The sequence below is a fragment of the Microvirga sp. ACRRW genome, assembly GCF_022346925.1.
Classification (GTDB): Bacteria; Pseudomonadota; Alphaproteobacteria; order Rhizobiales; family Beijerinckiaceae; genus Microvirga.
In genome coordinates this window covers 447,137-461,845 of sequence record NZ_JAKRNJ010000002.1, presented here as the reverse complement: position 1 = coordinate 461,845, position 14,709 = coordinate 447,137, and the positions used below count along the sequence as shown (strand labels likewise).

Genomic DNA, 14,709 nt, shown 5'->3' with positions numbered 1-14,709 from the left:
CAAGATAAAGTCTTGTGATGAAATGCATGACAGGAGATGATCGTTCGGTCCCTCCCAGGAGCCATGCCTTTGCCCACCCTTATTCCGACCCATATCAAGGCTGTCGTGTTCGACGCCTATGGAACATTGTTCGATGTTCACTCTGCAGTCGCTCGCCATGCGGCTCAGATCGGGCCGGAGGCCTTGCGGCTGTCGGAGATGTGGCGCGCCAAGCAGCTCGAATATTCCTGGGTCCTTTCCCTCGCCGGACGCTACGAATCCTTCTGGTCGCTCACCGAGAAGTCCCTCGACTACGCCTTTGCCCGGTGCTCCACGGCGGATTACTCCGTGCGCCCTCTCCTGCTCGATGCTTATCGCAGGCTCGATGCCTATCCTGAGGTTCGCATCGCCCTGCAGTCCTTGAGGGCGCGGGGCCTGCGCACGGCGATCCTCTCGAACGGCGATCCCGCCATGCTCAGCGCCTCGGTGTCATCCGCCGATCTCGGCGCCCATCTCGACGCGGTTCTCTCGGTCGATGCCGCGAAGATCTTCAAGACGAGCCCGGACGCCTATCAGCTCGCTTTGGAGGAATTGTCCCTCAACGTGGACGAGATCGCGTTCGTCTCCTCCAACCGCTGGGACGTGGCGGGCGCTGCCGTGTTCGGCTTCACGCCGATCTGGGTGAACAGGCTCGGCATGCCGGATGAATACACCGACATTCCCCCGCACGCCGTCATCGACACGCTGTATGGTCTGCTGACGTAAAAAGGCCTGCCACAGCCTCGATGCCACGGCAGGCCTGTTCGCTTCTGATGACCTGATTTACTTCGCCATTGCCGCAAGAATGCGCGCCCAGGAGCGCGTGCCCTTGTGGAAGCTCTTGAGGTCGTATTTCTCGTTCGGCGAATGGATGCGGTCGTCGTCGAGGCCGAAGCCGACGAAGAGCGTGTCGAGGCCGAGGATGCGCTTGAAATCGCCGCCGACCGGGATAGAGCCGCCCGATCCGATGACGACGGTGTCCTTCTTCCATTCGTCGTGGAGCGCGGACTTCGCCACCGTGAGCGCCGGGAAGTCATGCGGCAGCGCGAGAGCGCGCGTGCCCTTGTGCTTGATGAACTCCGCCGAGCAATCGGCGGGAATGCGCGCGCGCACGAAGGCCTGAAAGTTTTCGGAGATCTTCGCGGGATCCTGATCGCCCACGAGGCGGAACGAGATCTTGCAGCGCGCTTCCGCCGCGATCACCGTCTTGGTGCCCTCGCCCGTATAGCCGCCGATGATGCCGTTCACGTCACAGGTGGGACGCGACTGGACCTGCTCGATGAGCATGCGGTCCTTCTCGCCGGCGGAATGCTTCAGGCCGATCGGACCGAGGAAACTCTCCTCTGTCAGGCCCAGGCCCTTCCACTGCTCCAGAATCTGCGTCGGGATTTCAGGAACCCCCTCGTAGAAGCCCGGAATCGTGATGCGGCCATCCGCATCGTGAATGTCGGCGATGATCTTCGACAGCACATGGATCGGGTTGCGAGCAGCACCGCCGAACATGCCGGAATGCAGGTCGCGATCAGCGCAACGCACGATCACTTCCTCATAGACCATGCCGCGCAAGGACGAAGTGATCGCAGGCGTGTCCTGGTCCCACATGCCGGTGTCGCAGACGAGCGCCACATCGGCCTTCAGCTCGTTCTTGTTGGCCTCGATGAACTCGGGCAGGAACTTTGAGCCGTCCTCCTCCGCGCCTTCGATGAGGAAGGTGATATTGATCGGAAGCGAGCCGGTCACCGCCTTCCATGCGCGGCAGGCTTCGACGAAGGTCATCACCTGGCCCTTATCGTCGGAGGAGCCGCGGGCGCTGATGGCTTTGCGGCCATCCGGCAGCGTGATGATGCGCGGCTCGAAAGGCGCCGTCTCCCACAGTTCCAGCGGATCGACGGGCTGCACGTCGTAATGCCCATAGAACAGCACATGCGGCTTCGCCTCGCCCTTGGCATGGGCCACCACGGCGGGATGCCCGCCCGTCTCGCGCAAGCTTGCCTCGATGCCGATGGTCTTCAGATCGTCCACGAGCCACTGGCCGGCCTTGCGACAATCGTCCTTGTAGGCCGGATCGGTGGAGATCGAAGGCATCTTCAGCCATTGGAACAGGCGCTCCAGGGAGGCATCGAGATCGGCATCGATCTTGGAGAGAACTTGGTCGAGCTGGGACATGGCGTTTTCTTTTGGTTGAAGAATCTATCCGGTTGCGCGGCAAGGTGCTCCTAAGAAGGCCATACTGCAAGGGGGAACCCAAAAGCAGTCATCCCGGGGCTGCGGAGCAGAACCCGGGATCGCTAGACAAGAAGAGCACCTAATTCTGAGGACGATCCCGGATCGGCTGACGCCGTCCGGGATGACGCTTATGAGGAAAGCCTCAACGCCGCAACAGTCCGCCCAGGGTTCCTCGCACGATGGCGCGGCCGATGGAGCCACCTTGGCGGCCGCCGATGGACTTGCCGATCTCGGCGGCGAGGTTGCCGACCGTCTGGTTGACGATGGTGCGTGTGACCTCGCGCGTGACCCTTTGAGTGGTGCTCAGGCTGCCCTTGCGCTGCGGACCGTTGGTACCGAAAAGACCACCGATCATATCGAGGATGCCGCCTCCGCCTTCCGCAGCCTTGGCGTCGGCTGCCGCCTGCTCGGCACGTTTGGCGAGCAGCTCGTATGCTGATTCTGGATCGATGGCCTGATCGTATTTGCCCTTCATGGGACTCGCGTTCAGGATTTTCTGACGCTCGGTCAGCTCGATGGGGCCGACCTGCGCCATGGGCGGCGCGATCAAGGTGCGCTCCACCATGGACGGCGCGCCTTTTCCTTCGAGGGTCGAGACCAGAGCCTCGCCGACACCGAGTTCGGTGATCGCCTTTTCCGTATCGAAGGCCGGATTCTGCCGGAAGGTTTGGGCTGCCACACGCACGGCTTTCTGCTCGCGCGGCGTGTAAGCGCGCAAGGCATGCTGCACGCGGTTGCCGAGCTGGGCCAGCACAGACTCGGGCACATCGACCGGGTTCTGCGTGATGAAATAGACGCCCACGCCCTTCGAGCGGATGAGGCGCACCACGCGCTCCACGGTCTCAACGAGAGCCTTCGGCGCATCGTTGAACAGAAGATGCGCCTCGTCGAAGAAGAACACGAGCTTGGGCTGGTCGAGGTCGCCCACCTCCGGCAGCTCTTCGAACAGCTCCGACATGAGCCACAGCAGGAAGGTGGCGTAGAGGCGCGGATTGCTCATGAGCTTATCCGCCGCGAGGATGTTGATGACGCCGCGCCCGTCGCGATCAGTGCGCATCAGATCCTTGATATTGAGCGCGGGCTCTCCGAGAAACTCGTCGCCCTGCTGGTTTTCAAGCACGAGCAACTGCCGTTGGATCGTGCCGATGGTCGCCTTCGACACATTGCCGTAGGTGGTGGTGAGTTCCCCCGCATTGTCGGAGATAAGCTGCAGCAGCGCGCGCAGATCCTTCAAATCGAGCAGCAGCAATCCCTGCTCGTCAGCGATGCGGAAAGCAATGTTGAGCACGCCTTCCTGCGTGTCGTTGAGATCGAGAAGGCGCGAGAGCAGCAGCGGCCCCATCTCGGAGATCGTGGCGCGCACGCGGTGTCCCTGCTCGCCGAAAATATCCCAGAATACGACGGGGAATTGATCCGGCTTGTATTCGATGCCGATCTCCTGCGCGCGCTTGACCAGCGGCTCCTTGGCGTTGCCAGGTGCAGCAAGACCCGAGAGATCGCCCTTGATATCGGCGGCGAAAACCGGAACGCCCGCGTTGGAAAAACCTTCCGCCAACACCTGCAATGTAACTGTCTTGCCGGTGCCCGTGGCGCCCGTCACGAGGCCGTGGCGATTGGCGAGCCGCAAGTCCAGATATTCCGGCTTGGTGCTTTTGCCGATGAAGATCTTCCCGTCTACGAGCATCGTGTTTGTCTCCAGAATCTTATCCAAGGATCTTAGAAGCCCTGTCGCCAGTTTCCACTGCGAAGACTTTTCGTTTGAGATTTATCGACTAAATAGTTTACAGCTAAACCATCATATCGATCCAGCATGAGGAGAATCAGATGGACGAGTTGCTCGCCCGCGTGACGCAAAAGACCGGCCTCGATCAGGATACGGCCCGCAAGGCCATCGGCCTCATTCTCGGCTATCTCCAAAAGGAAGGCCCGCAGGCTGAGGTCAGCAAACTCATCGAAGCCCTCCCGGGCGCTCAGGATGCCATCGAGCAGTCCAAGTCGGGTGGCGGTGGCGGCCTCATGGGCATGGTAGGCTCCATGGGCGGTGGCGTGATGGCGCTGGGCGGCCAGCTCATGGGCATCGGCGTGTCCATGGGCCAGATGCAGCCGCTGGGCAAGGAACTCTTCGCCTATGGCCGCGAGAAGGCCGGCGAGGACACGATGGGCACCATCATGGGCTCGATCCCCGGCCTATCGCAGTTCGTTTAAGTCCCGGTATTGAGTCATCCCGGGGCTGCGTAGCAGAACCCGGGATCGCAAGACGAGAATGGCGCTTCATTCTGCACACGATCCCGGAGCGGCTCCGCCGTCCGGGATGACGCGCTTTTCACCCCCGCCCTTTGGGGCATTCCCACATCCCGTCCGACCCACTATCTTCCCGCGCAATTGCACTTGCCCTCCTCCGGACGGGGATTCCCATGGACGATCTCTCTCTTGCCGCCGATTTTCCTCAAGCCACCCGCGAGCAATGGCTCAAGCTGGTCGAGGGCGTGCTCAAGGGAGCCGACTTCTCGAAAAAGCTCGTCGGCCGCAGCCAGGACGGCATCGAGATTCAGCCGGTTTATCCGAAAGCGGAAGGAGCGGCGCGGATTGCGCGCGAGGAAGCCGGGCGCTGGCGCGTGTCGCAGCGGGTGGATCATCCCGACGCTGCCAAGGCCAGCGAGCTTGCCCTCATGGATCTCGAAGGCGGGGCCGATGCTCTGACGCTCGTGACGCGAAAAGCGCCCTCCGCGCGTGGCTTCGGCATCAAGGCCGACAGCGTCGAGGATCTCGACAAGGCGCTCTCGGGCGTGATGCTCGACCTCATCCATCTGCGCCTCGATGCAGGCGGTAAGGGCCGCGTGATGGCGGAGCACCTGATCGAACTCGCGGAAAGGCGCGGACATAAACTCTCCGAACTGTCACTCGATCTTGGCATGGACCCCATCGGGGGGCTTGCCTCCTTGGGCGGCCTCTCGGTCGAATGGAGTGAAGTTTCAGCGCGCATGGGCGCGATGCTGACGAGCCTGACCGAGAAGGGCTTCAACGGCCGCGCCTTCATCGCCGATGGCCGTGCCTATCATGAGGCCGGAGCAAGCGAAGCACAGGAATTGGCCGCCGTTCTCGCCACAGGCCTGAGCTATCTGCGCGCCCTTGAAGCACAAGGCCATTCTCTCGATGCCGTGCGGCATGCGCTCTCCTTCCTGCTGGTCGCGGACGCGGACGAGTTTCTCACGGTCGCGAAATTCCGCGCCCTGCGCCGCCTCTGGGCGCAAGTTGAGCAAGCCTGCGGTTTGGCACCAAAGCCCATTCGCCTGCATGCGGAAACCGCGTGGCGCATGACCACAAAGCGTGATCCGTGGGTGAACATGCTGCGCACAACCGTCGCCACCTTCTCGGCCGGCATAGGCGGAGCGGATGCGATCACGGTTCTGCCTTTCACGGCGGCGCTCGGCCTGCCCGATGCCTTCGCCCGCCGCGTGGCGCGCAATACCCAACTCATTCTTCTGGAGGAATCGAACCTCTGGCGCGTGGCCGATCCCGCCGCGGGCGCCGGTGGCTTCGAGGCGCTGACCGATGCGCTCTGCGAGAAGGCGTGGAGCCTGTTGCAGGAGATCGAGCGTGAAGGCGGCATCATCGAGAGCCTGAAAGCGGGCACTCTTCAAAGCCGCATCGCCACCACGCGCGCGCAGCGGGAGAAGGCCGTCGCCACCCGCAAGGAGCCGATTACCGGCACGAGCGAATTCCCGAACATTCACGAGACGGATGTCGCGGTGCTGATGCCGCCCGCACACAATGCGAAGGAGGCCTCCGCTTCATCTGCCGTGACGGTCGAGCCCCTACCCTCCATACGCACGTCGGAGGCTTTCGAACGCCTGCGCGACCTGTCGGATGCTTACCTTGCAAAGACGGACGCGCGCCCAAAAGTGTTCCTTGCCAATCTCGGACCCGTCTCGGCTTTCACGGCCCGTGCCACCTTCGCCAAAAACTTCTTCGAGGCAGGCGGAATAGAAGCCGTGATGAACGATGGCTTTTCGGATAGCGAAAAGCTTAAGCATGCCTTTATCGAAAGCAAAACAAAGCTTTCCTGCATCTGCTCGTCAGATGAGATTTATGGAACCCACGCTGAAGACGCCGCGAAAACCTTGCATGAGGCTGGATCGTCTCCCATCTACCTGGCAGGACGCCCGGGGGACCGCGAAGAGGTGCTGTCCCGCGCCGGTATCACCACTTTCATCTACGCTGGGTGCGACACCCTCAAGGTTCTGAGCGAAGCTCTCGACAAGGCCTGCGCGTGAACCTTTCGGGCCGCTGGACCGCTCAGAAGCGCGCTTAAAACAACCAAGCCGGACCATTACAGCCGTCGCATCACACGATGCGGCGGCTTTTGTCATGCAGGAACCGCGCCGGAAGCCTCACGTTGTTCACCCACTTCTTCGAAGTCATGGAGTTTTCAATGCGTATGATGTCCTGGCTCGGCGCGGCGGCTGTTGCCGCATCCTTCCTCGCGCCGCAAGCCCATGCACAGACGAACAAGTTCGACGGCAACTGGAGCGTGGAAGTCGTCACCGAAAAAGGCAGCTGCGACCGGGCCTATCGCTATGCGGTGGTCGTGCAGAACGGCCGTGCCCGCTATGGCGGGCCGGAACAATTCGACGTGAACGGCCAGGTCCGGCCCAACGGCTCCGTTTCCGCCAGCATTTCGCGGGGGGAGGACCGGGCGAATGTCAGCGGAAGCCTTGCTGGCAACACGGGACGCGGCACCTGGACCACATCGGGCGGGCGCCCCTGCTCCGGCAGCTGGAATGCGGAGAAGCGCGGCTGATCCCTAAGACGATGCTCCGATAGCATCCCTGAGACGGATGCCCTAGAATGGCCGGAACTCATATTTCCCCGTTCGACGAGGGCGTCCGTTTCAAGGCCATGACACGCATCCCGGATTTCTCGAGCCTCGCCTGGGCAGGCCCTTCCCATGCTTCCCCCGCGTTGCAGCCCCAGGCTGAGCCCTGGCTCACGCCGGAAGGCATTGCCGTGAAAGGGGCCTACGGCCCCGAGGATCGCGCGGGGATCGACTTCCTCGATACGCTTCCGGGTATCGCGCCGTATCTTCGCGGCCCCTACCCCACCATGTACGTGAACCAGCCCTGGACCGTGCGCCAATATGCGGGCTTCTCCACGGCTGAGGATTCCAACGCCTTCTATCGCCGCAATCTCGCGGCAGGCCAGAAGGGCCTCTCGGTGGCCTTCGATCTCGCGACCCATCGCGGCTACGATTCCGATCATCCGCGCGTGGCGGGCGATGTGGGCATGGCGGGTGTCGCCATCGACTCCATCTACGACATGCGCACCCTGTTCGCCGGCATTCCGCTCGATCAGATGAGCGTGTCGATGACCATGAACGGGGCGGTGCTGCCCATTCTCGCGCTTTACATCGTGGCGGCCGAAGAACAGGGCGTACCGGCATCGAAGCTCTCGGGCACGATTCAGAACGACATTCTCAAAGAGTTCATGGTGCGCAACACCTATATCTACCCGCCTAAGGGGTCGATGCGCATCATCTCGGACATCTTCGCTTATACCTCCGCGAACATGCCGAAGTTCAACTCCATCTCGATCTCCGGCTATCACATGCAGGAAGCGGGAGCGACGCAGGACCTGGAGCTCGCCTACACCCTCGCCGACGGCGTGGAATATATCCGCGCCGGTATCCAGGCGGGGCTGACCATCGACCAATTCGCACCGCGCCTGTCGTTCTTCTGGGCGATCGGCATGAACTTCTTCATGGAAGTCGCCAAGATGCGCGCCGCGCGCTTGATCTGGGCGAAGCTCGTGAAGGGCTTCAACCCGCAGAGCGAGAAGTCACTGCCACTGCGCACCCATAGCCAAACCTCCGGCTGGTCGCTGACCGCGCAGGACGTGTTCAACAACGTGACGCGCACCTGCATCGAGGCTATGGCGGCAACGCAAGGCCATACGCAATCGCTGCACACCAACGCGCTCGACGAGGCGCTGGCGCTGCCGACCGATTTCTCGGCGCGCATCGCCCGCAACACGCAGCTCTTCCTGCAGCAGGAGAGCGGCACCACGCGCATCATCGATCCCTGGGGCGGCTCCTATTATGTGGAGCGCCTGACGAAGGAGCTTGCCGATAAGGCCTGGGGTCATATCCAGGAAGTGGAAGCACTGGGCGGCATGGCGAAGGCCATCGAGGCGGGCATTCCGAAGCTGAAGATCGAGGAGGCCGCCGCCCGCACTCAGGCGCGCATCGATTCAGGCCACCAGAAGATCATCGGCGTCAATGCATTCAAGCCGACGGACGAAGCGTCCATCGACATCCTGAAAGTCGACAACGCTTCCGTGCGCGCGCAGCAGATCGAGAAGCTGAAGCGGCTGCGCGCAGAGCGTAAGCAAGCGGACGTCGACGCCGCCATCGACGCGCTGTCGAAAGGCGCCTCGACAGGCCAGGGCAATCTGCTCGACCTCGCCGTCAAGGCCGCGCGCGCGAAGGCGACGGTGGGTGAAATTTCGGACGCCCTCGAAAAGGTCTGGGGCCGTCACCGCGCCGAGATCAAGGCCATTTCGGGCGTCTACAAGCGGGAGGTCGGCATGGAATCGCCAGCCGTGGAGAAGGTACGCGAGCTGGTGGAGCAGTTCGAGCACGATGACGGCCGCCGTCCGCGCATTCTCGTCGCCAAGATGGGGCAGGACGGGCACGATCGCGGTCAGAAGGTGATCGCTTCCGCTTTCGCCGATCTCGGCTTCGACGTGGATATCGGCCCCCTCTTCGCGACACCGGCGGAAGCGGCCCGTCAGGCCATCGAGAACGATGTGCACATCATCGGAGTATCGTCGCTTGCCGCAGGCCACCTGACGCTCGTGCCCGAACTGAAAGCAGAACTCGCCAAGTTCAACCGCGAGGACATCATGATCGTTGTCGGCGGCGTGATCCCGCCGCAGGATTTCGACGCGCTCACCGAGGCAGGCGCTTCCGCGATCTTCCCGCCCGGCACTGTGATTGCGGATGCGGCGGTCAACCTTATCGAGGAACTGAACCGCCGCTTGGGCCATGGCCCGAAACAGGCGGCGGAGTAAGGTCACGTTCGAGGCAGCGGGCGATTGAAGACATAGTCGCCCTTCTCAAGATACGCGGCCTCCTCCGGCGTCGAAATCCGCCCAAGGATTGCGTTTCGATGCGGGAAGCGCCCAAAGCGCGCGATCACGTCGCGGTGTCCGCGCGCTTGGCTAAGGGAAAACTCGAATATCGGCCTGAGATGTTCGGGCACATCGCCGACAGCAGCTTCCGAGAGAATAACGATGCGCGCCATCCGCTCCCGATGGTCCGGCCCCTCTGTATGAGCGATGGGGATCAGGAAGAAAAATTTCTCCCACGGATGCGTGAGCGCTTCATAATCGCCGTTCTTCAGACCGTCCTCTGTGATCCGCAGCGCCTCCCGATCCGACGCATAGGCCTCGGGCTTGCCGGCCAGCAATCCGCGTGTGAACTGGTCGAGAACAATGATCAGCGACAACCGCCCGCGAGGCTCGGCAAGCCAGTGATTCAACTGGCCTGCTCGCGCTGCCTCCACGACAGGCGCAAAACGTGCGAGTTCCGTGTTGGCGCCGCCACCCATCCACCATTGAAGCATTCGCCAATGGGCTTCCTGGCTCGTGCTCTCCAAACCTGCCGGAAACCAGAAATCGTAGACCGGTTGCCAATGCATGGTTTCGTTCATCGGCGTTCTCTCCCGGTAATGGAGACATTCAGCTTGCCCGGCGCGGCTGCTTCCAACCCGTGTCCAGAGCGGCAAGGGCTTCGCTGAGGCGCTTCTTTGCCCGCTCGACCTCACTGCCCTTCAACGCATCGAGATCGAGAAACAGGTCGAGACCTGTGACATGCTCGATAATGACCTGAGGCCTTTGCGCGAGTTCGCCCAAGAGTCCCTCGACGGCATAGGGCACGACCTCGCGCTTGATGCCTTTCATGAGAATGGGCTCGAGCGGCCTTGCCCGCACCATATCGCGCACGAGCGCATAGGTTTCGTAGCTCAGGCAGATGCCGCCCGGCTCTGCGATGGCCTGCAGCCGCGCGGCGAGGTTTGCCTCCGCGCCGATGATCGTGTAGACCATACGGTCGTCGCTGCCGAAATTGCCCACGTTGCAGAAGCCCGTATTGATGCCCATCCGCACCTGCATGGGCAGCTCGATGCCGCGCTTGCGCCATATGGCGTTGAGATGATCCATATGCTGCTGCATATCGACCGCCATGCGCAGGCAGGCGCGTGCATCCTCCTCCACGCCCTTGGTCTCCGGATCGCCAAAAAAGATGAGGATCGCGTCACCGAAAAACTTGTCGATGGTCGCTCCATGCCGGAGTGCGATGGTCGACATCTCGGTGAAATAGTCGTTCAGAAGCTCCGTCAAATCCTCCGGCTGCAAGCGTTCCGAGATGGCTGTGAAATCCTTTATGTCGGAGAAGAAGATCGTGAGCTTCTTGCGCTCCGTGGCAATCGCGACATCCTTCTGCCCGCTGAAGATGCTCTTGTAGACCTGCGGTGAGAGATACTTCGCGAGCTTCATCGAGATTCCGGCGAGGAAATCGTTCGTGTCGGTCAGCTCCTGATTCATGCCGTTGATGAGACGCGCCTGACGACGCTGCAACATGATGATGGCAAGGCCCGCGAGCGATGCGAGGATGAGATAGGACAAGGAATACTTGAACGAGAACATGTTAGCGAAGATCGGCTGCGTGACCGAGATCTCCTGAATGCCGCGCACGTCGCCCACCTTCCAGTCCGTCTTCGGGCTCTCGGGATGCGTGTTGTGACAGCTTACGCAGACCGGCCCCATGATGACGGGTGCAGCGGTTCTGACGTTGTTGTTGAAGAGGGAGCCGGACACATCGACGATCCGCTGATCTGGATTCGTTCTTAAGCTCCCAATGGCCTTGCGCTCGAAATCGTCGAGCTGGTGCGGCGGACGCCCCTTGAAGGTCATGTCAGACACGAAGCGATACTTGGCCGATCCGTCATGGGCGCTGATGCGCTGGCCGAGCTCGATGGAGAGCGTCGCGGGAATGGGGATCGCGCCCTTCACGTCCCGGTAATTGTGGGTGACGGTAACGGGGACGTCCGCATCCAGCACCCGCGCCACGACATCACTGCCGTAAAAACCGCGCATGTCATCGACGATGCGGCTGATCTCGCTCGCCTGCATCCGCAGCATGCGCTCGGAGAGGATGCGCAGATCGAGCCACACGGCGAGAGGCAGCCCAAGAAGGCCGAGCACGACCGCAGCAATCAGCAGCGGGCCCATGAGCCTTTGCGAATAGGAATGACGCTCACCCAGGACAGCCATGGATCGGCCTCATCGTGGAACGAGGAAACCTGATCTTTTGCCCTAGAGCCGTTCGGATCAACCCTTTCCGGCGGAAAAGATGATGTATTTCGGGGCAGCGGAGCTTGATGTGTGACTTAGATCACATGAGCGAAGCTCAGCAGCAGCAGGTGAAGCGCTACCTCGCCCGCTCGATGGCGCGCTTCACCACCTGCTGCACTTCCGGGTTCGACAGGAAGAGATCGTGATTGATGATGCCGCCGCCGAATTCAGAGGCATCCGCCACACGAACACCGAGTGCCTCCAGCCTCTCGCGATCCGCAGCACCGGCGCGGACGATGCCGCCGGCGAGGCGGCTTGAGACGGCGAGCGCGCGGTCGTTGGTGGAGCTGATCACCGTGATTTTCTGCGCATCCGGTCCCAGACGTTCCAGGCCGCGGGCGAACAGGTCGATGTCGATGTCAGGCGCTGCCAGCACGATGGCGCCGATACGCTCCATGGCGTTCGCCCCGCCGTCTCCGCGCAGCATGCGCAGGGACTCGAGTGTCAAAAGTGTGCCCATGCTGTGCGCGACGATGTGAATGCGCCCGCCGCTCGGAGTTTTCGCAATAGCCGCAAGCACATCCTCCAGGGCATCGCGCGACCACATGGCCGCCTCGCGATCCGCCACATAGCTGAAGGTCGAGGCAGCGGAGGGCCATGTGAAGAGGCCCGTTGCACCAGGGAACTTGATGCCCTCCGACAGATCGATGGTGGAAGCAGCCGCCGTCTCGAAGCTCTCGCGATAGCCGTGAATGTAGAGCAGCAGGTCGCGCCCGAAGGCAGCTTGCGCGAAAGCCTGCGCGCCGTTGCTGCGCGTGACGGAATCGACCTTCGCAATGCTCCATCCTGAGCGTCCGATGAGGGAGTCGGAGGGCGGCGTGAGGCGTGCTTCCGCAAAGACGAGTTCGGGCGAGCGCTCGCTGCTGAACCAGGGTTTCCTCGGCGGATCGCCCGCCGGCATGCGCGTGGTCGCGACCAGCAGCTTCGGGTCCTTCGACAGGCCCGGCGCGGGCGCGGCAAACGGGCTCGTCATGATATTATCGTCGCCGACACACCCAGACAGGGCGACAGCGGTCAGGCAAACGACGGCGAGGCGGGAGATGGAAAGCTGCATGAGGCGGGAGAACCGAACCGTAAGAGGGTTGCTGCTGTGTTGCCACCGATCATGGCATGCGCAAGGCAAAGTCGGGCGATGTCCCCCATTCCGCAACATCCAAGGTAAACCATTGGTGAACGAAGCGCGCCATTCAGCGCCTTGAATGGCCTTGCTCAGCCTTGTTACTTTGGTGCCATGGCTACCCTCTCCCGTATTGTCCTCATCATCATCGGCCTTTTCATCTTTCCGCTGAGCGCTCATGCCCTGTGGTGGACCCTGCGCGAGGATGTCGCGCCCAGCTGGCGCGCTGCCGATTGGTCGAGCGCGAAGCTGCTGCGGCCTGCGACCGAGAACCCCCAGGCCATCGTGGCGGTTTATGCGGCGCGAGTGGGCCGTTGGCGTGGCATCTTCGCCCATCACACCTGGGTCGTGGTGAAGGAGGCCGGAGCCGGGCAGTATACCCGCTACGACAAGGTCGGCTGGGGCAGCCCCGTGCGCACCAACGGATGGGCTCCGGACGGGCGCTGGTTCGGTAATGCTCCGCATCCGGTCGCGATCATCGAGGGCGAGGCCGCCGAGCGCCTGATTCCGCAGATCCGCAACGCTGTCGCGAGCTATCCCTATTCTTCTTACGGCGCTTACAACGCCTGGCCGGGCCCCAACTCCAACACCTTCGTGGCCCATGTGCTGCGCGCTGTGCCGGACCTCGACGCGGCCCTGCCGCCGACGGCCCTCGGCAAGGATTGGCGTCCGCTGCAGGACCTCGTTGGCCTCACGCCCAGCCGCACCGGCATCCAGATTTCCCTTGCGGGCTATGCTGGTTTCGCCCTGGGCTGGGTCGAAGGCGTCGAGCTGGACTTCATGGGGCTGGTCGCCGGAATCGACATCCGCCGCCCGGCCGTCAAGATTCCCGCTTGGGGACGGATCGGGATGGACCCGATCACGTGGTGAAAGCCCGATCCGAATCCGGTACAGCTATGCTCATGACCGGGGGATCTCACAAAAAGACGGCTGTGACGGCGGAAGCCGTGGCGCGGGGCGACCGCGCCGCGCTCGCGCGCGCCATTACCCTCATGGAATCCCGCCGCGCCGACCATCGGGAGGCTGCCCGCGCCCTGCTGCAAGAGCTGATGCCCCGCACCGGCAAGGCTGTGCGCATCGGCATCACCGGGGTGCCGGGCGTCGGCAAGTCCACTGCCATCGACTCTCTCGGCAGCATGCTCACGGAAAAAGGCCACAAGGTCGCCGTGCTCGCCGTCGATCCCAGCTCCACCCGCACGGGCGGCGCGATCCTCGGCGACAAGACACGCATGGCCCGGCTCGCTACCGATCCGAACGCCTTCATCCGCCCCTCCCCCTCCTCCGGAACGCTTGGCGGTGTCGCCGCCAAGACCCGCGAGACCATGCTGCTCTGCGAGGCTGCTGGCTTCGACGTGATCCTCGTGGAAACGGTCGGCGTCGGGCAATCCGAGACGGCGGTCGCCGACCTCACCGATTTCTTTCTCGTGCTCATGCTGCCGGGCGCGGGCGACGAGTTGCAGGGCATCAAGAAGGGTATTCTGGAACTCGCCGACCTCATCGCCGTCAACAAGGCCGACGATGCCGGCATGAATGCGAAAGCCGCCGCCGCCGAATACAAGGCCGCCCTCCACATCCTGGCCCCCGCCTCCCCCACCTGGACGCCGCCAGTGCTGACGATCTCCGGCCTAACGGGCCAGGGCCTCGATGACATCTGGTCCAAGGTTCAGGACCACCGCAAGCGCCTGGAGGCGACCGGCGAGCTTGCCGCGAAGCGGCGCGGACAGGACCAGAAATGGATGTGGGCCCTCGTCCATGAGCGCCTGCACGAGCGGCTGACGCATGATCCGATTCTGAAGAAGCGGGTGCCGGAGATCGAGAAGGCTATCGCAGAAGGGGCTTTGTCCCCAGACGCCGGTGCAAGCGAAATCGTGAAAATGCTGGGCCTATCAGGCAAGAATCCTTAAATTCTTTGCATTTCTGCAAATCTAAGATGGGCA

At 62.5% G+C, this 14,709-nt stretch carries 12 protein-coding genes; 7 read left to right on the top strand and 5 right to left on the bottom strand.

The features are described from left to right. Positions 1–63: 63 nt before the first annotated feature. Positions 64–744, top strand: coding sequence for a haloacid dehalogenase type II (locus MHY87_RS06305; RefSeq protein WP_370644852.1), 681 nt, complete (start codon positions 64–66; stop codon positions 742–744). A gap of 57 nt (positions 745–801) precedes the next feature. Here MHY87_RS06305 and MHY87_RS06300 read toward each other — a convergent pair whose 3' ends face one another. Then, complete coding sequence (locus MHY87_RS06300; RefSeq protein WP_239350447.1) at positions 802–2,184, bottom strand: M20/M25/M40 family metallo-hydrolase; 1,383 nt, start codon at positions 2,182–2,184, stop codon at positions 802–804. Between the two features lie 202 nt (positions 2,185–2,386). Then, the gene (locus MHY87_RS06295) at positions 2,387–3,928 is read right to left on the bottom strand and encodes a helicase HerA-like domain-containing protein (protein ID WP_239350446.1); all 1,542 of its coding nucleotides are present in this window, start codon (positions 3,926–3,928) and stop codon (positions 2,387–2,389) included. Between the two features lie 140 nt (positions 3,929–4,068). On the opposite strand from MHY87_RS06295, the gene MHY87_RS06290 reads away from it, so the two are divergent. The 4 genes from MHY87_RS06290 (at position 4,069) to scpA (ending at position 9,312) form a co-directional block, all read left to right on the top strand. Further along, a complete protein-coding gene (locus tag MHY87_RS06290; RefSeq protein ID WP_239350444.1) occupies positions 4,069–4,449 on the top strand; it encodes a DUF2267 domain-containing protein in 381 nt (126 codons plus the stop codon). Between the two features lie 209 nt (positions 4,450–4,658). Beyond that, a complete protein-coding gene (locus MHY87_RS06285; RefSeq protein ID WP_239350442.1) occupies positions 4,659–6,518 on the top strand; it encodes a methylmalonyl-CoA mutase family protein in 1,860 nt (619 codons plus the stop codon). 158 nt (positions 6,519–6,676) lie between these two features. Continuing rightward, on the top strand, positions 6,677–7,045 hold the full coding sequence (locus MHY87_RS06280; RefSeq protein ID WP_239350440.1) for a hypothetical protein: 369 nt from the start codon (positions 6,677–6,679) through the stop codon (positions 7,043–7,045). A 98-nt stretch (positions 7,046–7,143) separates the two neighbouring features. Next, complete coding sequence (gene scpA / locus MHY87_RS06275) at positions 7,144–9,312, top strand: methylmalonyl-CoA mutase (protein ID WP_239350713.1); 2,169 nt, start codon at positions 7,144–7,146, stop codon at positions 9,310–9,312. A gap of 2 nt (positions 9,313–9,314) precedes the next feature. Here scpA and MHY87_RS06270 read toward each other — a convergent pair whose 3' ends face one another. The 3 genes from MHY87_RS06270 to MHY87_RS06260 all read right to left on the bottom strand — a co-directional run bounded on the left by MHY87_RS06270 (position 9,315) and on the right by MHY87_RS06260 (position 12,709). Continuing rightward, positions 9,315–9,953, bottom strand: a complete 639-nt coding sequence (locus MHY87_RS06270) for a DUF924 family protein (RefSeq protein WP_239350438.1) — start codon at positions 9,951–9,953, stop codon at positions 9,315–9,317. 28 nt (positions 9,954–9,981) lie between these two features. Beyond that, positions 9,982–11,574 (bottom strand): adenylate/guanylate cyclase domain-containing protein, encoded by a 1,593-nt coding sequence (locus tag MHY87_RS06265; protein WP_370644851.1) that lies wholly within the window; start codon positions 11,572–11,574, stop codon positions 9,982–9,984. Positions 11,575–11,731: 157 nt separating this feature from the next. Beyond that, a complete protein-coding gene (locus MHY87_RS06260) occupies positions 11,732–12,709 on the bottom strand; it encodes an alpha/beta hydrolase (protein WP_370644850.1) in 978 nt (325 codons plus the stop codon). A 177-nt stretch (positions 12,710–12,886) separates the two neighbouring features. Between MHY87_RS06260 and MHY87_RS06255 the strand changes: the two genes are divergently transcribed. Further along, entirely contained in the window at positions 12,887–13,642 is a 756-nt protein-coding gene (locus tag MHY87_RS06255; protein WP_239350434.1) for a DUF3750 domain-containing protein, read from the top strand. 32 nt (positions 13,643–13,674) lie between these two features. Beyond that, positions 13,675–14,676 (top strand): methylmalonyl Co-A mutase-associated GTPase MeaB, encoded by a 1,002-nt coding sequence (gene meaB, locus MHY87_RS06250; protein ID WP_239350432.1) that lies wholly within the window; start codon positions 13,675–13,677, stop codon positions 14,674–14,676. Positions 14,677–14,709: the final 33 nt, after the last annotated feature.